This is a genomic window from candidate division KSB1 bacterium (assembly GCA_034506335.1).
Lineage (GTDB): Bacteria > Zhuqueibacterota > Zhuqueibacteria > JANLFK01 > Oleimicrobiaceae > Oleimicrobium.
On record JAPDPR010000022.1, the window covers coordinates 1 to 21,622 of the forward strand.

General features: G+C 59.8%; 11 protein-coding genes. 10 read left to right on the top strand and 1 reads right to left on the bottom strand.

Annotation, left to right across the window (positions count from 1 at the left end):
* The coding region (locus ONB25_08185) for an acylglycerol kinase family protein (protein MDZ7392855.1) at window positions 1–401 on the bottom strand (401 nt) is incomplete at its 3' end.
* Window positions 402–997: 596 nt separating this feature from the next.
* Between ONB25_08185 and ONB25_08190 the strand changes: the two genes are divergently transcribed.
* From ONB25_08190 to ONB25_08235, 10 genes are all read left to right on the top strand, one after another.
* The gene (locus ONB25_08190) at window positions 998–2,848 is read left to right on the top strand and encodes an ATP-binding protein (GenBank protein MDZ7392856.1); all 1,851 of its coding nucleotides are present in this window, start codon (window positions 998–1,000) and stop codon (window positions 2,846–2,848) included.
* Between the two features lie 59 nt (window positions 2,849–2,907).
* Window positions 2,908–4,836, top strand: coding sequence for a PAS domain-containing protein (locus ONB25_08195; protein ID MDZ7392857.1), 1,929 nt, complete (start codon window positions 2,908–2,910; stop codon window positions 4,834–4,836).
* Window positions 4,833–6,248, top strand: coding sequence for a sigma-54 dependent transcriptional regulator (locus ONB25_08200; GenBank protein MDZ7392858.1), 1,416 nt, complete (start codon window positions 4,833–4,835; stop codon window positions 6,246–6,248). The genes ONB25_08195 and ONB25_08200 overlap by 4 nt, the downstream gene beginning before the upstream one ends.
* A 530-nt stretch (window positions 6,249–6,778) precedes the next feature.
* Window positions 6,779–7,168 carry a response regulator gene (locus tag ONB25_08205; GenBank protein MDZ7392859.1) on the top strand — a complete coding sequence of 130 codons (390 nt, stop codon included), beginning with the start codon at window positions 6,779–6,781 and terminating at the stop codon, window positions 7,166–7,168.
* Window positions 7,169–7,420: 252 nt separating this feature from the next.
* Window positions 7,421–11,416, top strand: a complete 3,996-nt coding sequence (locus tag ONB25_08210; GenBank protein ID MDZ7392860.1) for a PKD domain-containing protein — start codon at window positions 7,421–7,423, stop codon at window positions 11,414–11,416.
* Between the two features lie 39 nt (window positions 11,417–11,455).
* Window positions 11,456–12,526: a T9SS type A sorting domain-containing protein gene (locus ONB25_08215; GenBank protein MDZ7392861.1), complete on the top strand. Its 1,071-nt coding sequence runs from the start codon at window positions 11,456–11,458 to the stop codon at window positions 12,524–12,526.
* Window positions 12,527–12,563: 37 nt separating this feature from the next.
* Window positions 12,564–13,367 (top strand): sugar transferase, encoded by an 804-nt coding sequence (locus tag ONB25_08220; protein MDZ7392862.1) that lies wholly within the window; start codon window positions 12,564–12,566, stop codon window positions 13,365–13,367.
* A 216-nt stretch (window positions 13,368–13,583) separates the two neighbouring features.
* Entirely contained in the window at window positions 13,584–15,599 is a 2,016-nt protein-coding gene (locus ONB25_08225) for a GEVED domain-containing protein (protein ID MDZ7392863.1), read from the top strand.
* A gap of 579 nt (window positions 15,600–16,178) precedes the next feature.
* The gene (locus tag ONB25_08230) at window positions 16,179–19,232 is read left to right on the top strand and encodes a GEVED domain-containing protein (GenBank protein ID MDZ7392864.1); all 3,054 of its coding nucleotides are present in this window, start codon (window positions 16,179–16,181) and stop codon (window positions 19,230–19,232) included.
* A 33-nt stretch (window positions 19,233–19,265) separates the two neighbouring features.
* Window positions 19,266–21,464, top strand: coding sequence for a S8 family serine peptidase (locus ONB25_08235; GenBank protein MDZ7392865.1), 2,199 nt, complete (start codon window positions 19,266–19,268; stop codon window positions 21,462–21,464).
* The last annotated feature ends 158 nt before the right edge of the window (window positions 21,465–21,622 follow it).

Sequence of the window (21,622 nt, forward strand, 5' to 3'; positions counted from 1 at the left end):
CGCTTCCGCTCAGTGCTCACCCAGGCCACGTCTACTGCTTTGCGCTCTCCGTTCAGGATGGCCCCAACCGCTCCGTCAAAGTCGCCGAATACACCCAGGTCTTGCGAGAAAGAGTTGCCACTGCCCACGGGGATTACCCCCAGCGTGGTCGAGGTGGGAGCCTCTGCCTGCATCAGACCGTTGACAACCTCGAAGAGGGTGCCGTCGCCCCCGACGCAAACGATGGCATCGAGTTCGGCGACGTTGAGCTTACGTGCTAGCTGCACTGCATGGCCAGGGTATTGCGAGATGTGGGGCACATACTCCACACCCCTATTGCTTAGGGCAGTTGCCGCCCGCACGCCGGCCTTTGCGCCCCGACCGTTACCCGCTGCGGGATTAATGACAAGCGCCACCCTCATGCGGCCGTTCTCCTCTTTGCCCTCGGGTCTTTGTGTAACGCGAAATTTAGCCATTTTCGGGATAATGTCAAGAGGATTTTCTTGATTCGAACGACAGGCCCTGTACACTCTTCTGGCTGGCGGTTTTCTCCGCGACATTAACTGTTCATGAACCGTTCAGGGCAGGTGGTGCCTCTTTACCCCTTTCGCGTGGGAAACCTGCGAGCCTCTCTGACCATCGGCGAGGTCATGGCCCGGAGCAGTATTCGAAGGCGGACCTCAACACCTGCCAAGCCCAAGTACCAAACGTGCTCGACTACTCAGTCCTAATTACAAAAAAGCCTTGAAATTAATCCTGGAAATTGTTATCATTAAAGCAGAATCGTGCCTGAGAAAGCGCGATGGCCCTGCGCGAAGGCCGTGGAGGTGGTAGTGGAGGTGAGCGGAGAAATGCGGTGTGGCTGCTGTGGGGCAAGCGCCAGGGGGGTGAAGGGCGTTGCCGTGCGACAGCCAGCAAACGGCCTCTTCAAAGCACGCTAACAAGGACCCGGTAGGCGCCGGCGTCCTTTTTTGTTTGCTTGCGTGCGGCCTGGCGGTGAGGGTGGCTGGAGGATGGGTTGAGGAACGCCGAAGCTGACAATGGCGATCTGAGTTGCAATGAACTAGCCGGAGCGCTACTGCAAGCGCTGGAATACACTTCGGCAGGAGTGGTGGTCACCGACTCCACCGGACGGGTGGTGGCTGTGAATCGAACCCAGGAAGGGCTGGTCGGCGTGACGCGTGCCAACCTGGTGGGGAAGCACATACGCCACCTGCCGCTGCTGGAGAGTATTCCGTGGGACGCCTGGCTCGGCCAGCCTGCACGGCAAGGACCTGGAGTTGGGTCAACACAATCCGCACCTGTCACCCACACTTTTGCCGTCAATGGGGTGCAGATTCAGGTGCGCCCAATCTTGGATGCCGGCGACTTGGCCGGCCTCTTAGTCATCACCAACGCTGACACGTCGGCACAAGAGGGGGGAGAGAGCGAACTCCGCTTGCTGCAGGGGTGGCTGGAGTTCTTCCCTCAACCGGTGGCCCTCGTGGACGCGCACCGGCGTTTGTTAGCAGCAAGTCGGGCGTTCCAACAGGCGACTCTCGGCAATTCCTTTTCCCCTTTTCCCACCTGTCGGGAGGCCCTCTGCAGGAACCAATGGACCTGTTCAGCCTGTGTTGTGGCCCGGGTCCTTGAGGGTGGAGGAGGGGAGCCAACCGCTGGTGGAAATGGCGAACACGGGGGACTGGCTGCCCTGCCCGTGAAGGGAGGCGGTTTCTGGGAGCGCGTCGCCGTGGTCTGGCTGTCCTCCATGGCAGAAAGGGCGAGCCCCGGCCAAATCAACGCTCCGCATGAGGACGAAAGGGCGGCCGCACGTGCCCAATGCCATTTGGACCTGCGCAACCTTGCACTGGAAGCATGTGGACTTGCGGGGCTGCTCGTGGACGCGCAAGGTCATGTGCTCGATCATTGGGGAGCGCCACTTCCCGAGGTCCCGGAAGCGGCGGGCCGAGAGGGGTCGGTTTTGGAGCGCGTTCTTGGCGTGGACGGATTAGCCGCCGTCCAAAGGTGCGTCTGTGAACACAGGACTTTCGTTGGACACTTGGGCCCCCTGCTCCCTTGGACGCTGGTGCTCCCTGTGGCCCTTCCGGATGGGGAGGCGGGCGGAGTGGTGGCTATCCGCGTCGGACCGGAGAAAGGGGAAACCCAGAACGGGGAAAGCAGGTTACAGGCCAGGCTTTCATCCTTTGCTCACCTCGGCGCAGCGCTGGCGCATGAGTTGAATAACAGTCTGAACGCCATTTCCCATCGCGTGGATTGTCTGCGGATTGAAGTCAGCGACGGTATTGACAAAACAAAGGTCGAAGCAGAGGTGGCACTGCTTAAGGAGCATGTGGGGCGGATAGCCACGGCCACCGCTGAACTGCGGGAGGTAGCCAGTCCCCCATTGGAGGAACCGTCCCATCTCGATGTCAACATCGTTCTCGAACGTGCCCTGGCCACCTCTTTGGCGAGTGCGTCCAAGAGTGCCATCTCCATTGAGAAAAAGTTAGACCTGGGGCTGCCAAGGATCCTCGGCTGGGCGACAGACCTTGAGCGGGGGTTGCGGTCGATCATCGACAATGCGGTCGAGGCCATGGCAGGGGAAGGGCGTTTGGTGGTTGTGAGTCGATGGGTTGATGAGCAGAACGCGATCCAGGTGTCAATTACAGACAACGGGGAGGGTATCCCACCGGAGCGCCTCCGGCGGGTGCATGAGCCGTTTTTTACCACCAGAAAATATCGCTCCGCCCTGGGACTGGGGCTATCTCTTGCCTACTACACCGTGTTGCGCCATGGCGGGGAATTGCAAGTGGAGAGCGCACTTCATCGGGGCACGACAGTCACCGTGACCTTTCCGGTGGAGGCCTCAGTGGTCCGGGCTAAAGCTTGAGAGTCGGAAACAAGGGAATCGTAAACCGAGGACCTGCAGGCGAGGCGCCAGTGATCGGTATGGGTGCGGTCAATACGGATCAAGATCAGGGGATGACCAAGCTCTACGCAGGTGTGATCGACCACCTGCCGTGGGGCATTTGCGTGGTCGACAGAGAGGGGCGCATTGTGCTCATGAACCGCTTTCAGGAGCGCCTCTCGGCGGTGAGACGCACCGATGTCATTGGGCGATGCTTGTACGATAGTCCAGGTGTCCGGGCCAGTGGTCTTGATAAGGCCGTGCGCCAGGTCTTGGCCAGTGGGCGGCCCTGGCGGGGACCCATCATCGAGCTGGCAGGCGAAAGGTCAGAGGGAGAGTCGGAGCAAGCCTTCCGTGACGAGGTGCTCCCCATCCGCAGTCAGGACCGAGTTGTGGGTGCACTTATCCTCAGCATCCCTGCGGCCGAGGAGGCAAAGCTTCAAAAGGAGCGTGATCAGGTCAGGCTCAGGCTACAGAGCGTGCTTGAGGCACTCCCGGCGCCGGTCATGGTCGTCGACGCGGACTTTGGCATCGTTCGCTTGAACAGCGCATATGCGCGGCTGTTTACTTCTCGTCCCGCGGAAGAATTGATTGGCCAGCGGTGCTATGCTGTGCTCCGTGGCCATGCAGAGATGTGCGAGGACTGTCCGGTGCCCGAGGCCCTGCGTTCGGGCAAATGGGTGCGTTCCGAGCTCAAGCGTGGGGACGAGTCCTCTGCGCCAAAGGTCGCGGTCTCGGCCTTGGCGCTCTTGGACAGAGGCCAAGTGATGCTCGTTGGCGAGGAACCTCGCACCGAGGGCAGGCAGGAGGGGGTGCTCAGCGCGTCGCAAAGGGAAGCGCTGCAGCGAGAGATCGCCCTGCAAGTGGCAAGGATGCGCGCCCGGGCTGCCTATGCGGAAGGGGTGCTGAATCATACCGAGGAGATGGTCGCGGTGCTGTCCGAAGAGGGTTGGGTGTTGTTCGCGAACAGGGCGTTTGCCGACTTTGTGCAACGTGCACCGGACCAACTTACCGGCTGCCAGTTCCTGAGCTTGAGTGGCACCCAGCCCGTCGCACACCTGCAAGTCACTTTCCAGGAGGCCCTTGCGAGCGAGACCGCGGTCCAGGGGGAACTAACTTGGCAGGCCTCGCCCCAGGAGGAGCGCCATGTAGAGTACCGGTGGACGCCGTTTGTGCTGGCAGATGGGAGCAAAGTTATCGCCCTGTGTGCCAGGGATGTGACCGAGCGGGTGCGTTCTCGGGAGCGGCAGGCCTTCCAAGAGAAGATGGCCAGCCTAGCAGTCCTGGCAGGACGGGTGGCGCACGAGATCAACAACCCGTTGGAAGCGCTGCAAAACCACGTGAGTCTCTTGGAGATGGAGATCGCCAGAGGGGGAGACGTGGCAGGGGTGCGCGCCGAACTGGAAGCTATCCAAAAACAAATCCGCCAGATTGCGGGGGTCACCAGTTTTCTCCTGGGCTTTACAAAGAGCTCACCCGAGGAGTATGGGCCGGTGGATGTGGCTACTGTCCTGCGCAACGCTACCGCAGTCTCGGAAATCACACGCGCCTCTGCGGATATCACGGTGCAGACCAACATTGCGCCTAACCTGCCAAGGGTTCGGGGGAGCGAAAGCGATCTGGAGCGATGTTTTGTCAACATACTGCGGAATGCTGCCGAGGCCATTGTGGATAAAGGGGTGGTGCGGATTGTGGCCAGTCACAATGCACAGACCGGCAACGTCCAGATAGAAATCAGCGACACAGGCGTGGGTATTCCCGAGCAGCTCCTGCCGCACATTTTCGAGCCGTTCTTTACCACCAAGAAAGTGAGCCGACAGGCAGGGCTTGGCCTGTCGCTGTGCTATGGCATAATCTCCGACCACGGCGGACACATCGAAGTGAAGAGCCAGCATGGGCGGGGAACTACGGTGACCATTTCCCTGCCGGCTGTGGTCATGGAACCGCAGTCCATAGGAGCGCGAGCATGAACGCGAATGAACGACTCATCCTGGTCGTGGACGACGAAGAGGATTCGCTCAGCAGTCGTCTGGAACTGTTGCGCAACTTGGGCTACGCGTGCGTGGGGGTCAGCAATGGCCATCAGGCGCTGGCCGTGCTCAGGGACAAGAAGCCTTGGGTTATCCTGGCCGATCTGGTCATGCCGCACATGAGTGGTATTGAGCTGTTGAAGGCGGCGTTGGAGCAGGACCCTGATGTGGTGGTGGTCATTTACACGGGCTATGCTTCCATCGACAGCGCCAAGAAGGCCATCCGCGAGGGAGCTTTTGACTACATCCCTAAGCCCTTCTCCAGCGACGACTTGCGGATCGTCATGGAAAGGGCGCTCAAATACGCCGAATTGACCAGGGAAAACTCCGCCCTGCGTTCGCAGATCGAGGCGGGGCCCAGGCCGGACAAGATTGTGGGGACCAGCGATGCAATCAAGAAGATTCTCGAGCAAGTGAAGAAGGTCGCTCGCACCAGTGCGAACGTAATGATCACCGGTGAGTCAGGAACGGGAAAAGAACTGGTCGCGCGCGCCATCCACTATTACAGTAACCGTGCAGCCCGCCCATTTGTGCCGGTTGATTGCGCGGCGTTGCCGGAGAATCTTCTGGAAAGCGAGCTTTTTGGCCATGAGCGCGGCGCGTTCACCGGAGCGGTGACTACCAAGGAGGGCCTAATCGAAATCGCCCATGGGGGCACCTTGTTCCTCGATGAAATCGCCGAGATGAGCTACAACCTTCAAGGGAAACTGCTGCGCGTCCTTGAGGAGCTTGAGTTCCGGCGCGTGGGCGGCAAGAAGCTCATTGGTGTGGACATCCGCGTGGTCTCCGCTACGAATGTGGATCCCGAGGAGGCCGTGGCCAGCAAGCGCCTCCGCCACGAGCTCTTCTACCGACTCTGCGTGGTCAATATTAAAGTGCCCCCGCTCCGAGAGCGTGCTGAAGACATACCTTTGCTTGCGTACCATTTCCTGCGCGAGTTCAGCAAGTCCAACCAGATCGAGGTGGCAAAGATTTCCAACGAGGCGCTGCAGGCCCTTCAGCGTTACCACTGGCCAGGGAATGTGCGCGAGCTCCAGAATGCCATTGAACACGCCGTTTCCATGTGCACGACTGGCACCGTCGAGCTACGGGACCTCCCGGAGAGCGTACGCTCGCTGGGCAAGGGAGCCCAGCCCCCGGTGCCGACAGATCTGCCGTTCCACGAGGCGAAGGAACAGGTGGTTCAGCGATTTGAGCGGGAGTATCTGGAGCGCCTCATTCGCCGCCATGGAGGCAACATCTCCCGCGCAGCTGAAGCCGCTGGGCTGAATAGGAAGACGATTTATCGCATGCTCGATGAGTACAACCTGACAAAAGAGGCCATCTACACGGGCGATGCAGGCGACGACTGATCCGGACACCGCCTCAAATCTCCTACCCGCTCTTACTACCCGCCAATGACCCGTCCTTCTGGAGGGTCTTTTTTTTCGCAGCAGCAGGACGGCGATGCGCGCATAGGTCCTTGCCGGGTTCGGGCCCTCGGCAACCATTCTCTTCATTCCTCTCTTTGCCGCTTGGCTTGCAAGGACAGACCACACTATTGTGGGGTTCAGGAGTTGTCCCCGCTGGCCTACATTTCTGCCCAAGTGTGTAGCCAGTGCCACACTTCGCTAATACCAATAACCACAGAGCGTTAGGTTGCTATTCTTGGCGCCAGTGTGGCCTCAGGGCCACAACCACCGCCCCTAGGGCGTAGCCTCGCCACCTCGTCGTCTCCAGAACGACTCATTTAACTTCTTGAAATTTAATGTAACTATGCGGTGCCCAGAAACGGCTAAAAAAGCCTCTTTCTCATGGCATAGGCTTTGTAAAAAGCGAGGTGCCAAGATGGGAAATCTGGGAGGTGGGCTGCGCGGAACCGGTACTTTCTGGCAGAAAAGCAATGGTGGCGAAATCAGGATCACGCAAGAAGCAGATCGTGGTGGCGACGGTGGACCCAGAGATTGAGGCGATTTTTGCGCGCGACTTGGCTGACGTGCGCTTCCAGGTGACGTGCCTGCGTAAGGCAGGGGATGTGCTTCTGCACATCCTCGAGGACAAGGTCGACTTGCTTATTGTTGACCTTGATCTCTCTGGAATACACGGGATTGACCTGGTCCCGATTGTGCGCCGCAGTAGGCCGAGGTTGCCCATCGTGGTCATTTCCCGCGATTTCAATTATCAGGTGCGCCAAATGGTGGCGCAGGAGGGAGTCACGTACCAGATTTTCAAGCCGCTGGATATGCGAGAGGTCAGCGAGCTGGTCACTACCGCGCGTACCCTACTGGCGTAGGGTCGCCCCAGGCGGTGTTGGGTCCAAGTTGCCGCCAGCTGAATGAGGAACGAGGAGTGCTAAGCCGCGCAGAGGTGAGCCGGGAATTGGCTCCGGCCTCGGCAGGCAGAAGAGAAGCAGTAGAGAGAGGAGTTATGCTGGTTCTGGTGGACAGAGGGCGCGAGAGGGTTCAGCGCTGGGCCGGTAGAAAAGGCGTGTGGATTGGTCGCCACACACTGCTTTCTCTTCCAATGACGAGGCGAGGTGATGCGGGTGCGGAGGAAACGGCTAGAGGGCGCAATTAGCAGAGGGACTTGGGGTGCAGGACGAGTTTTCCTGTTAGTAGCGGTGGCAGCCGTGGGAATGGCCGCGTCTGCCGTCGAAGGAGGCAATGTCTTGAGCGTGCAGGGCACCCGGTTTTTGCTTGACGGCAAGCCTTTCGAAATGTGGGGCATTCGCGTCGTCAACGCGCTCTGGGACGACCAGCAGACACAGGAGCTGCTGGCAGCCATGCCTCAGTATCGTGCGTACGGCATCAACACCCTTGGCGTCAACCTGCAAGGCGGGAGCCCGGGTTTCGAGATTGATGCTAACGGCAAGTGGTACTCGAATAGTGCCTTCCGCTCTGATGGTACGTTGAAGCCCGAATACATGGAGCGCTTGCGTGCCATCCTGGAAAGGGCGCGTGAGCTTGACATGGTGGTAAACGTCGGCTACTTCTATCAGCGGCAGTGTAGGAAAATGGCCTTGACCCCGAACCTGGACAAAGACCATTGGGATAACCCCGCCGCCATCTATCGCGCGGTGCGCAATGCTACCGAGTGGCTGCGGCCCTACAGGCATGTGTTTCTGGACATCGCCAACGAATATGGGCACGGTGGGTACCAGTACCCAGAAGTGTTTTCTACCGCCAGACGACCCGCAGACCGCGTGCCGCTTGCCAAGGCGCTCGTCGATACTGTACACGCAGTCGACCCGGACCGACTTTGCGGCATCAGTCCCATGTCTGATGAAGGGATTATCGACATCCCCACAGCGGACATCTGCTATACGCATGGTCACCCCCAGCCGCACATGTCAGGTAATAGGCCACAAGTGAACAATGAGCAGCTGAATCGGGGCTCGAATGGCGTGTACACCCAGGATCTGAAACAGCAGATCACAAGCGAGGCCGTGCTGGAGCGCGAGAACGGCAACTACTGGTTCTGGCATAGCGCCTGGATTCAGTACTACCCCTTCAACTTCATGCTGACTGGTGAGGGTACGGAGGCGAGCCCAGGTGACGGCTGGATCCTCGATTTCATTGCCTCGGTGAGCAACAAACTTTACTTAGTGATCACTCAGCCGACCCAGAACCGCGTCGACCTTGGACAGCCAATCACTTTTGAGGGTGAAGCCTACGACGGCGATGGCACGCTCATTACCGACCCCAGCGCGTACAGCTGGTCCTACGACCGCGTGGGCGGGTCCCAGGATGTGCCATTGGGCACCGGGCGCACAGGAACGGTGACCTTCACGATGCCCGGCACCTACCACCTCCAGCTGCGCGTAACCCACGCTGGTCAGACCAAGAGCAAGACGTGCACCATTTACGCTGGCACGCAAGCCGGCCACCCCTTGCCATTGGGCGTAGACGGCATGTTCCCGGCGATGGCTGTCGATAAGTACGGCCGGGCACACCTGGTCTTCTTGGGCACAGAAGGTGTCTACTACATGCGTTTCAACCTCTCTACCTGGAGCGAGCCAGAACGCATCCCAGGCAGCGGCGGGGCCTGGGCCCGGTGTCACAATTCCTTAGACATTGCCCTGGACAGCAACGGGCTGCCCCACGTGGCTTGGTACTCGGAGGGCAAAATCAAATACGCCGCGCGCCTGAGCGACACTTGGACCGCACCCCAGTACGTGGCCACCGCAGAAAAATTTGCCATTGCGCTGGATACCTACAACAACGTCTGGGTTCTCTATCGCGGCAAGTACATGGGTTCTGAGGCTCCCTTCTATCGTGTAAAGTCTGCTGACGCGGCCTCCTTCGGGGATTCGGTCCTGGTATACTACACGGTCACTGATCGCACTCACGCCTACTGCGACATTGCCAGCGGGCCAAATGGCGATGTGCACCTTCTCTGGAGGTGGGACAACATGGGGGAGGACTATGATCCTCTATACCGGTCTTACCGGAGTGGGCGTTGGGGAGCGGTGGAGAACATTGATAACTCCGAGGAAAAGATCGGCGAGGGGTTGTTCATCGCCGTTCACCCCAATGGCACTCCTTATGTGAGCTACTGGGACCGGGCCGCATGGGTGGCCAGAAGGACAGGGGAGAGCAACTGGCCGAAGATGCGCGTGCCAGGTCTGGAGTGGAGCCAGATTTACGGCAGTCACTATCCTCGCCTGGCCATCGATGGTCAGGGGCGCATTTATGTGGTGAGCCACCAAGGCGACAAAACGCTTTTCCAAGACACCGACCGGGTCATCTACAACATTTACGACCCTGCTACTGGCTGGGGGCAAGCACAATGCATAGACCCAGCGGCTCCTACGGGGTGTGGGCATCCAGCCGTTGCTGCTGGCGCGAGTTGCGCCCACGTGGTGTGGATGGATAAGCGGGGTAGCCTGTTCCATCGTATTCTTGGGGATATCCCACTCATTGAAGGGAACGGCAACGCCCCGATCCCTATTATTCAAGCGAATCCCACCACGGGCACCATGCCCCTGACCGTGCAATTCGACGGGAGCGGCTCCTACGACCTGGACGGGCGCATCGTTTCTTACCTTTGGGAATTCGGGGATGGCGATAGTGCTTGGTCTGCAAAGGTCACCCACACCTATGCCGAGGCCGGCGGCTATGAACCGCGCCTTTACGTGACCGACGACCGCGGCCAGACGTCGATGACGTTCGTGTACATTCAGGTCGCACCGATTACGGGCGAGGGGGTCATTCACTCGATTAGTCCAACAGGGTACGTGCCTGCCTACGTTTCTCTTGGCGACCCCTACTACGCGGATCGGGACTACCGTGTGACCTCCATACCGCCCGCCTACGATGGATTGCTTTGGTTGAAGACCTGCAACAACGACAAGGCGAAGAGCGACTTGAACATAACCTTCGCGGTGGGTGACACGCTCATTATGTACGTCGTGCACGACGGGCGGGTGCCCACCCCTTCCTGGCTAAGTGCCGATTTTGTGCGCACCGACGACAAAGTAGGGGTCTCTGACGCCACCAATACTGACTTCCGCATCTGGCGTTCAAAGCGATCTTATGTGCCAGGCGAGACAGTGGCCCTCGGCCCCAATGGGGCCACCGGCGCGGGCAGCATGTACGTGGTGATGGTGCGCTGCATAAGCGCTCCGCCAGACTTGCAACCGCAGGCCGTCCTGGTCAACTCTGACCTCACCCTTCGTTGGCGGGAAGTACCCCGGGCCGAAGGTTATCTGGTCTATCGAGGCGAGTCACCGTACTTCGAGCCAGAAACGCCAGTGGCTTCGGTCAGGGGCACCGAATGGACTGATCCCGGTGTGGGCTCTGACGGGGTTGACCGCTTCTACGTCATCAAGGCGAAGAGGCCGGCAGGCGCCAAGCCCGCCGTGCAGCGCATCGGCATGATGCAGCGAGCTCTTGCCCCGGGCCTGAATCTATTGTCCCTCCCCCTCATGCCGGCTGATTCCTCCCTGGGGGGGGTCCTGGGCAAACAGCTCACCGGAGGCCCAAATGCCATGCAGGCCGACCGCGTGCTGAAATGGACAGGGACTGGTTACGAAGTGGCCTGGCTGGTGGGCGGCACAGGTACCCCTTACGACGGGAAGTGGTTTTCGCAATCGGGAGTATCCCTAAGCAAGATGAAATTGCACCCGGGCGAGGGTTTTTGGGTGGAAGTTCGCAAAGGTCATCCCACACCCATTCTGACTTTCATCGGCCAAGTGTGCATGGATTCGGTGCGGACTATCCGGCTAAACCCCGGCTACAATCTGATCGGGAGCTGTTTTCCGACAGCGGTCGATCTGCAGGAGACCGGCTTGCGGGAGAACGGGGTCGTGGTGGGGGCCTCCAACATGCGGCAAGCTGACCGCATCATGGTCTGGAATGGCAAGGAGTATGATGTGGCCTGGCTGGTGGACCGCACAGGTACCCCCTACGACGGTCTATGGCTCAATGAGGTGGGGTCAGCGGTGGCCGACATCAAGCTGGAACCCGGCGTTGGCTACTGGCTGCATATCCGCAACAGCTCGGGCAGTAAGGTGTGGATGTTCCCTAACCCGGCACGCTGAGCAGAATCTCTGCCTGGGACGGAGGACGGGAGGATGTGTATGGGTCGGAGCGTTAGATGGTCAATGGTGGGGGGTCTCGGTGCGGCACTCCTTTGGGCCGGACTTGCCTCCGCAGGAACTGTCGACATAAGTTGTGCAAGTGGCGTCAAAGATCACACTGGCCAACCTTTGAGGGGCAACGCCTTTCTGGGCACCGGGGACCTAATTCAGGTCATCTATGTCGGCGCCAACGGCATCAACGACATCCCCGACGATTTTGGCAACCCGACGGGTGACGACGAACTGATTGGCGAAACCTTCGTGGGTGCAGGATTTCCCCTCAATCCGGACGAAGGCAAGTTCTCCGCCCAGTTTACGCACGATCGTCTTGCCCACGGCAACCTCATTTACGTGCGCGCCTGGGACGGACCTTCGGTGATAGAGGCCACCCACTATGGCGACTCTCAGCTTGGGACTGTCCAGCTCGTTGGCGGGTTCGGAGCCATCGATTTTCCGAGTTGGTCGACCGACAACCTGGTCGTTGCGGTGGAGCTACTCTCCTTTGAGGCCGTCGGTGTCGCCTCCGGCATTCGCCTCAAGTGGGTCACTGCTACGGAGACGGAGAATCTGGGCTTTGAGCTTTACCGCAGTAGGCGCAGGGATGGAGGCTATGTGAAGATCACCACAAAGCTTATCCCTGGGGCAGGTAATTGCCAAGAGCGGCGGGCGTACACGTACGAAGACCAGGAGGTGGATTTCGATTCCACATACTACTACAGACTTGCCGACGTGGACTTTTCAGGTCGTCGCGGTTTTCACGGGCCTGTGAGCGGGGTGAGGAAGTTCTTGCCCAAAGAGTACCAGCTTCACCCCAATTTCCCGAACCCGTTCAATCCCAGCACGACCATCCAATTTGACCTGAAAGAGCCCGGCAACGTGTCCGTGCGCATTTACAACATGCTCGGCCAACTGGTGCGCGTGCTGGTCGACCAGAGAATGGAAGCCGGGCGATATCGCCGGGAGTGGGACGGCTGCAACGACCTGGGCACCGCAGTGCCCTCGGGGCTTTACGAGTGCGTGATGGAGGTAAATGGTAGGCGCCTCTCACGTCGGCTCGTGCTGATGAAGTGAGGATGGGTGGCGGCAAGGGCAGGATGGTGAGGAAGAGATGAAAGAGGACTGGTGCAGCAAGCGGTTTCTGGAACAACTCGTGGACTACAAGGCGGACCGGATCCCCGGCTTCATTTGGTGCGCATCGGTCGGGCAGCTGGTCGACTGCGGTAGGTTGGGGTCCGAAGTTGACAAGTGGGCCACCCTGGAGCGCCTGGCGGACTTGAAGCCACGGCGCTTGTACGGGCTTGCAAAGAGGGCTCTGGATGTGTTCCTGGCCGCCGCCGGCTTGCTGCTCTGCTTGCCACTGTTTGCCGTGGTGGCAGTGGCTATCAAAGCCGACTCACCCGGGCCGGTGATATTCAAGCAGGTGCGCATTGGTCAGAACCGCCGGCGGGCACAGCGGCGAAACGGCCACCTTTTCGACCGGCGCAACGGGGACCTGAAGGGGAAGCCATTCACGATTTATAAGTTTCGCACCATGTATGTGAATGTGGATGACTATGACTGGCGGCCAAAAGGGAACGGCGACCCCCGGGTGACGCGGGTCGGCCGCGTCCTCCGCCGGCTGTGCATCGACGAGTTACCCCAGCTTGTCAATGTGCTGAAGGGCGAGATGAGCATGGTGGGCCCGAGGCCAGAGCTGCCTCATATCGTCCAAGAATACAACAGCCTGGAAGAACAGCGATTGAACGTCAAACCAGGTATTACCGGGCTATGGCAGTTGAAGGGCCCGCGGAACGAAAGGATTCACGACAATATCCACCTAGATTTGAACTACCTGTGGCGCCGTTCCTTTTGGTTAGACCTTGCCATCATCGCACGTACGCTTCTGTTTGTCGTGCGCCTGAAGAACGTGTGAGGGCTAGTGTGGAGGAAGGAGGTGAGGTGAGAGCATTGGTTGTCACAAGAGGAGGTGGACCTTATGCTGTGTCGCTGCAGACGTCCAGACATACCAGACTATGAGAGGGACGACCTCTGACGGCGGCACAGCATAAAGTACACCGCGCCGGCCGTCTCCCCGGCGCTGGCGGCGGTGGCGGACAAAGAGGTTGAGTGTGAGCAAGGAGATCAGGTCATGAGAACAAGGGTGGTGAAGAGAAGGGCAACCGTGGGCGCGTGGGCAGTGATAGTGGCCCTCGCGGTAGCGAGCTGGTATGGGACCTCGGCTGTGGCCCAGCCGCAGGCGCCCGACTTTAGCAACAACCTTTTGGAGTGTCAGGCCGAAACTGCAGGTCACCTGGGGCCGGACGTGCTCATCTTCGGCACCGTACTCCGCGGCGAGACTTTGACGTTCACGCTTCATATCATAAACACCGGCACGGCCGACGTGCCGAGCGAAGGGAATCCGGCCATCAGGTTTGAGATCTTTAACTACGGCTCGCGCCTTAAGGACGTGCAAGTACTCTCCATCCCAGCTGGGGCCACAGTGAACAGCGTGGTCACGGATTCCATCATTGTCGACAACATCGCCTGTGCGGCTGGCGACACGGTGCGTGTCGTGTGGTCCGGTGTGGTGAGGGATCCAGGTCCGGAGCCACAAGGGTACCGCAACTGGATTTCCACCCACATGGTGCCCCAATACTACAATACATGGCCTGGGTGGTATGCGCGACAGGAACCTGCTGCCTACTTCCGCATGGATGGCGTTCCCGGGTCTATCGGTGACTGGGTGTTCGAGGACGTCGACGGCGATGGCGTCCCGGACGCGGGCGAACCGGGTATCGCAGGGGTGGTGCTGAAGCTGTACCGCGACAGTGATGGAAGCGGCACCCTGGATCCGGCGGTGGACGTCCTTGTGGGGGATGAGAGCACCGACGAGAGTGGCTCCTACCGCTTCACAGACGTCTCCCCAGGGGTGTACTTTGTAGACGTGGACGAAACCACTCTGCCCCCTGCGATGACGCTGACTTCCGGACATGACCCAGCGGGTCCCATTGAGATCTCGTTCGGGACAAGCTACGACGAGGCGGACTTTGGCTATCACCGCGAAGAGTGGGCGCTTGACTTCGGTGATGCCATTGACCCGCGGTATCCCACTTACTTGGCGAATAATGGTCCCCGCCACCGTATCGGCAACCTCTATCTGGGCGGGTGGATCAACGCCGAGACCGACTGCAAGCAGACCGACATGGACCAGTGGGATGACGGCGTGGTGTTCCTGGGCTCCAGTCCTACCTCTGGCGGGCCGTACCAAATGCCCTACGTGTCTGGCACTTGGGGCGCCGTGCAGATTACCGTGCGCGGTACCCCCCGCCAAGTGGCCTACGTGGACGGATGGATAGATTGGAATATTGACGGCGACTGGGATGACGACTACGAGCACGTGGTAGATGTGGCGGTGCCGATTCCAAACGTCTACGTGGTCGAATTTTGGGTGCCGGAAGGTGCCCCAGCCGGTGACGGGTGGGCGCGCTTCCGGGTGTACGAGAAAGACTACGACTCCTACGTGGGTCTTGCCGAGAACGGCGAAGTGGAAGACTACTTCCTGCTCGATGGGCAGGTGCCTGTGGAAATGAATCTGCTCAAGGCGATCGCCTACAACGATCGAGTCAAGATTCAGTGGGTGACCCAGAGCGAAACTGAGAACTTGGGTTTCTCCGTGATGCGCGCGGTGCACGAAGCAGGACCCTACGAGCGCATCACCTCATCGCTCATCCCGGGCGCTGGCACCACCCAGGTCATGCACTCCTACGAGTATGTGGACCGCACGGTAACTGCGGGGCAGACCTACTACTACAAGGTGGTCGACGTTGATCTGAAAGGGAATGTGGGCGAACATGGGCCGGTGGCAGCTACGGTGCCCCGTACGCCCGAGAGATTCGAGCTGGAGCAAAACTTCCCGAACCCGTTCAATCCAGTCACTACCATTGGCTTCCGGCTGCCTACCGACAGCCGGGTGCAAGTGAAGATCTACAACTTGATGGGCCGTCTGGTGCGCACCCTTGTGGACGGCGCCATGAACAGCGGGCGCCATGAGGTGCGGTGGGATGGCACCGATGACTATGGCGTCGTAATGCCCACCGGAACGTACCTCTGCGTCATGGAGGCAGAGGGTATGCGCATGACCAAGAAACTCGTCTTCGCTAAGTAGCGAAGGATTGTGGAGTCGCCCAAAAGGGAGGCTGGTGGGTTGCGTTCTCCCCAACGGAGGCGCACCCACCACCTCCAGCACCGTGGGCAGAAGGGAGGTCCAGGAAAAGAGTGCTAATGATGGCTTGGGGCGGAGGATGTGGTGTCGTGGGAGCCCATGCTGAATGCTGAGCGGACGTGATGTGGTGTGGAAGGGAAGGTGATCCTCATGTGCTGGAAATATTGCGCGCACGGATGGATGATGGAAGACTCAGCGTGGGCAAAGCCATCGTCGGTCGAGGGCGGGGGGGCGCTCATTGCGTTCTCCCCCCTCTGGCCCAATCGTCAGCCGTTGCTTTCTCGAGACAGCGCAAAGGAGCGGCCGGCTCTACGGTGAACGTAAGGGCATGCCTATGAGGAAGTGTAGCCGCGGCTTGTTGGTTAATAATTTCTTCTTCGCCAATGATACGTGCGGTGGACAAGTGGTGGCCTCATTGAGAGTGTGGAGAAGCACGCGAGAGGTTTATTTCATGCGGGTGACCAGCCGGAGAGAGGGGCTGGCCGAGCCAGATTGAAACTGCTGGTGTAGGGAGGGAGTGACGTGAATACTATCAAGGCAAGATTTCTTCGATCGCAGGGGTATGTTCCCGGTCACCGGGAGGTGTGGACCTTCGGGGGCTGGATCATAGTGTTGGGAGCGCTGGTCTTCATGGCTCTGCAGCCCGTCTTGCCAGCGGCCACCGCGCAGACCGTCGGGACACTGCTGAGCGACTACTTCGGCGTAACCCTGCGGTTAGGCGTTGTGCCTCCGCAAGGGGGGCACTCTTATCCGCCTACGGGGCGGCCGTTTGACCTGTCCAGCTTCGTGCCAACCCTTCGCCCACCGGGCTTGGAGATGCTCATCCCTGATTCGAGCTCTTACGGCAGCGATTGGTACGGATACTGGAGCTCCACCTCGGTTTCAGGACATGCGGACTACTGGGGTCAATGGCCCTCGGGCTCGGAGCCGTACGACGTGGAGGCATACTATGCAAGCGTGGATCCGCAGAATTTCTACATCGCGGTGGTGACCTCATGTCCTGGTCCTCAGATTGGTGGCATCCACGAGACACGCAGCGGCTTGAACATCTGGATTAGACCTGGGGATCTGGCCCTCGATATGGGCCTGAATCCGCTCCGTACCACGGGCGGAGACAACTGGCGCTATGACTTTGGCGTGGACATTGTTCATGAGCAGAAACCCATACCTTGGGAAGGGTCATACTCTGCAGTTATGCACGACAACGAGGTGGGGAGCGGATTGTACCGTACCAGCAACAGCGACTGGTACACCAGCTGCGACAAGTACGCGACGACTGCGCACAAAGAGTACACGAATTTTGACCCCCTCGCTGCTGATTTCTCCGGCACCAAATTAGGGGATGCCAGCGATGGTGTGCAAACCGCCTACTACCAGTACGACCTCAACCATGACGGCCAAGCGGACGGAAACGACCTTGAATGTGGCTATGCCACCTATGTAATCGAGGCGGTTATCCCGAGGGCTTTGTTAGGGTCTGACAATCCCCAGCCAGGTGACACGGTCAAGGTCCGCTGGGTCGAGGGATGTCGCAACGACGGCAACAGCAACCGGGGAGTGGCATTCCTGGTCATCGTGTTGGACGCTGCGCTGGGCGATCGCGTTTGGATGGACATTAATCGCAACGGAATCCAGGAGGAGGGCGAACCAGGCATCGAAGGGGTCGCCGTGTACCTTCTTTCGGAAAATAGCCAGCCCCTGGATACCACCTGGACCAACGCGAACGGCTTGTATGCCTTCTACGACCTGCAACCGGGGAATTATCGGCTTCAGTTCGTTTTGCCGCCGGGGTACGGTTTCTCGCGGCAGGACCAGGGAAACAATGACGAGGTGGATTCCGATGTGGACCCATACACTGGACTCACAGGTGTCATCACTCTGAGCGAGGGCGAGAACAACTTTACCATCGACGCCGGGGCTTGCCGTTGTTCTGACTTTGGTGATGCTCCAGACCCCACCTATCCCACGCTGTTGAGCAGTAACGGTGCCCGCCATTTGTTGGGTGATGTGTGGATGGGGGAAGCAAGGGACGCTGAATGGGACGGGCAGCCGGTTGATGGCGATACTGCTGGTGTGGACGACGAGGACGGCGTGGAATTTCTGGGCTCCTCGCCCGTGCGAGGCGGCCCCTATCAGCTCCCCTATCGGCCTGGGTGGTTTGGTGCAGTGCGGATCACGGTGAGTGGCAGCGCGGACACCGCCTACCTCCATGCATGGTACGATTGGAACGCTGACGGGGATTGGGGCGACGAGGGCGAGACTCTTTTTACTGGGTACCCAGTGTCCGGAGCGGGTGTCTACGTGGTTGAGTTTTCAGTCCCCCAGAACGCAGTAGCTGGGGGAAGTTGGTCGCGCTTCCGCGTCGACGACGACAATACCAGTGGCCAACCCACAGGCGCAGCCCTGAACGGCGAAGTGGAGGACTATGACCCGACCACAGCACCAGTAGACGAGCCCCTCCTGCTTGACTTTGGCGACGCGCCAGATACGACTTATCCGAGCCATTGGATTAACGACGGAGCGGTGCATGTCATCGGGGACATTTGGTTGGGTTCCGGGGTGAGCGATGAGCTGGACACGAAGCAAATCGATCTGGATGAGTACGACGACGGAATCAACTTCCTCGGCTACTCGGAGGCTCCAGAGGGCCCATTCATCAACGGAGGGAGTTTCTCCCCCGGCGACTATGCCGCCATCGAATGGAACGCCAGCGGCGCCATTTCCGAGGAGCAGCCGGCCTACCTCCACATCTGGATCGACTGGGACCGAAGCGGCTCATGGGAACATCCGGAGGAGCTGGTCGTCGATACCGTTCTTGTCAGCACAGGCGTGGGACGAGCAGTGTTCCGCGCGCCCGAATGGTTGGCCGGCCAACCCCTTGGCACTACGTGGTTACGAGCACGGTTGGACCGGCAACCTGTAGGCACGCAGTTCCCTACCGGCATGGCCGACAATGGGGAGGTGGAAGACTATGGTGACCTGCTGGTGGACATTGAGCTGAGTAGCTTTCAGGCGACCAGTGAGATCGGCAAAGTGGTGCTCACCTGGCAGACGGAGAGCGAAACCGATAACCTCGGCTTTCACCTCTATCGGGCCGAAGGGGAGCGAGGCACTTATGCGCGCATTACCAGGGAGCTGATTAAAGGTGCAGGCACCTCCAACGAACGGCATGCTTACCGGTACGAGGACACCGAGGTTAAGGAAGGCGTGACGTACTTCTACCGCCTGGCGGACCTGGACTTTCGCGGGGGCATGCGTTTTCACGGACCTGTCTCAGTTACGGTGCGCACTGCCCCGCGCAGTTATGCGCTAGAGCAGAACTACCCGAATCCCTTTAACCCTACGACTACCATCGCGTTCTGTCTGCAGGACGCTGGCTTCACCACCCTGCGGGTGTTCAACATGCTCGGGCAGGAGGTGAAAACCCTAGTGGAACGTGAGCTTACCGCCGGCAGACACGAGGTCAGCTGGGATGGCACCGACAACCAAGGGAACCTGGTGCCCACTGGCCTGTACGTGTACACGCTGACGGTGAACGGCTATCGCGCGAGCAGGAAGATGGCGTTTACGCGCTAGTCGACAATGGCCAAACCCACGCGAGGAACGGAGATGAGGTCGACTGCACGACAACTGGGGCTCGCGGGCGTGGTGCTGGTGTGGTTAGGAGCGCCGGCTCGGAATGCCGTCGCCGATGGGGGGCAACTCAAGGAGCAGGGGCAGCCATTGCTGGCCGGGCGTTTGCTGGAGGCTGTCCAACTCTCTTCGCGTGCTTCTTTGGAAGAAGTGGAGCGGTGGGCTCACCGGCATGGGCTTGAGCTGCAGAACGGTCGGTTTGTCGTGGTGGCGGAGTTCGACCGAAGCGCCCTGGACGTGAAGCCAATGCTTATGGGTTACGGTGCGGAGGTCATCAAGAGCCGGGGGCAGCACGCAAGAATCGCCGTTCCTCTGGACCAGTTGGGACGCCTGGCCGCGGAGGCGGGGTGGGTTCGTTCCCTCAGAGAGCCGCTGCGACCCCTGGAACTAGTGACCAGCGAAGGGGTGTCCTTGACCAACGCCGACGGTTACCATGCCAACGGCTGGACCGGTGCGGGCATTAGGGTGGCGGTCATCGACGCTGGTTTTGGCAGCCTCGCCGAGGCCATTGCCCACGGTGAGCTCCCAACCGACGTTCACGTGGATGACTTTACCGGCACCGACATTGGCGGGACCACGCACGGCACCATGGTGGCCGAGGTAGTCCATGACATGGCTCCGGAAAGTGAGCTCTACCTGATGAAGATCGGCGACGATCTGGATCTGGCGGAGGCGGTGGATTCCTGCATTGCCAGGGGGGTGCGAGTGATCAACCACTCCATGTGCTGGCCGAACGCCGGCCCTCTGGATGGCACCGGGCCCATCTGCAGCATTGTGGATGCGGCCTTTGCCCATGGAATCGTCTGGGTCAACGCCGCAGGCAACCATGCCCTTCGCCATTACCGCGCGCAGTTCATGGATAGCGACGCAAATGGCTGGCACAACTTTGCCGAAGGCGGCGGCATTGATGAGTTCAACAGCCTCGGGGTGGTCAACGTGGGAGCATCGGTCGGCGTCTACCTGTCATGGAACGATTGGTGGTTGTCCGACCAGGACTACGACCTTTTCCTCTACTACTATGACACGGGCAGTGGCACATGGGTGCCCTATGACTCATCGACAACCCGACAGACCGGGAGCCAGTGGCCGGTGGAGAACCTGTCGGTGGTCATGGACCGTTCCGTGGAGGTGGCCGTGCGAGTTCGCAAGACCAATGCCAGCGGGTCGCACGAGCTGACGCTGTTTACCAACTACTACACACTCGAATACCGTCATCAGGCGAGCAGCGTCTTGGTTCCCGGTGACGCGGCAAGTGCGCTGACAGTAGGGGCGGTTCCTGCCAGCCAGTGGAACAGTGGACCCCAGGCTTACTACAGCTCCCAGGGTCCCACCTACGATGGCCGCATCAAGCCTGACCTCATGGGGCCGACCAGCGTCTCGGTGTACACCGGTGGCGGGCTCTTCTCCGGTACCTCGGCGGCTGCACCTCACGTGGCTGGCTCAGCCGCGCTGCTACTCAGCCGTTATCCGGGATGGGGCCCAGTCGAGGTGATTGCCCGGTTGGAAGAATCGGTGTCTCACGACTTTGGCGAACCGGGCAAGGACAGTGTTTTTGGTGCTGGCACGGTGCATAACGACGAACTGGTGCCGGTGCAGTTGCTCGGTTTGCAGGCCGTCCAGGTGGGGGCTTGTGCTCGCGTGCATTGGGAGACGCAGAGCGAAACAGAGAACCTGGGCTTCGAGGTGTATCGAGCCGAGGACGGCCATGCCGACCGCGTCAAGTTGACCGCGGAACTCATTTCGGGCGCCGGGACAACCAGTGAGAGGCACACGTACACCTATGACGACGCGCAGGTGCAGATTGGACGCCGGTACTTCTACTGGGTGGCAGACGTAGACTTCCGTGGTCGGCGCACCATGCATGGTCCGGTCGAGCTGACTGTCAGTGCCTTGCCGGGTGGCTATGCGTTGGAGCAGAACAGTCCGAATCCGTTCAATCCCACCACCCGCATTACCTTTTCGCTGCCAGAGGAGGGCCACGTGACGGTCAAGATCTACGACGTGCTTGGACGCTCCGTGAAAACCTTAGTTGCGGAGCACTTGCGTGCCGGGGTCCATACCGTGGCCTGGGATGGGACTGACTACTTGGGAACGGCGCTGCCGGGCGGGATCTACCTCTGCACAATGCAGGTGAACTCTTTTTCCGCCTCGCGCAGGATGGTCCTGGTGCGTTGAGGCAGGGGACGGGGAGCGGCCCTAAGGGCTGGGGGAAGCATTGAAATCATGGGCTGCACGAGAGCAAACGAACGAAAGGAGGTGAGCGAACGCGGCCGAAATGATCCATGGTGAGGTGTGAGGGACGCGGAGGTTCATTTCCGGCTAGCGCCCAGACA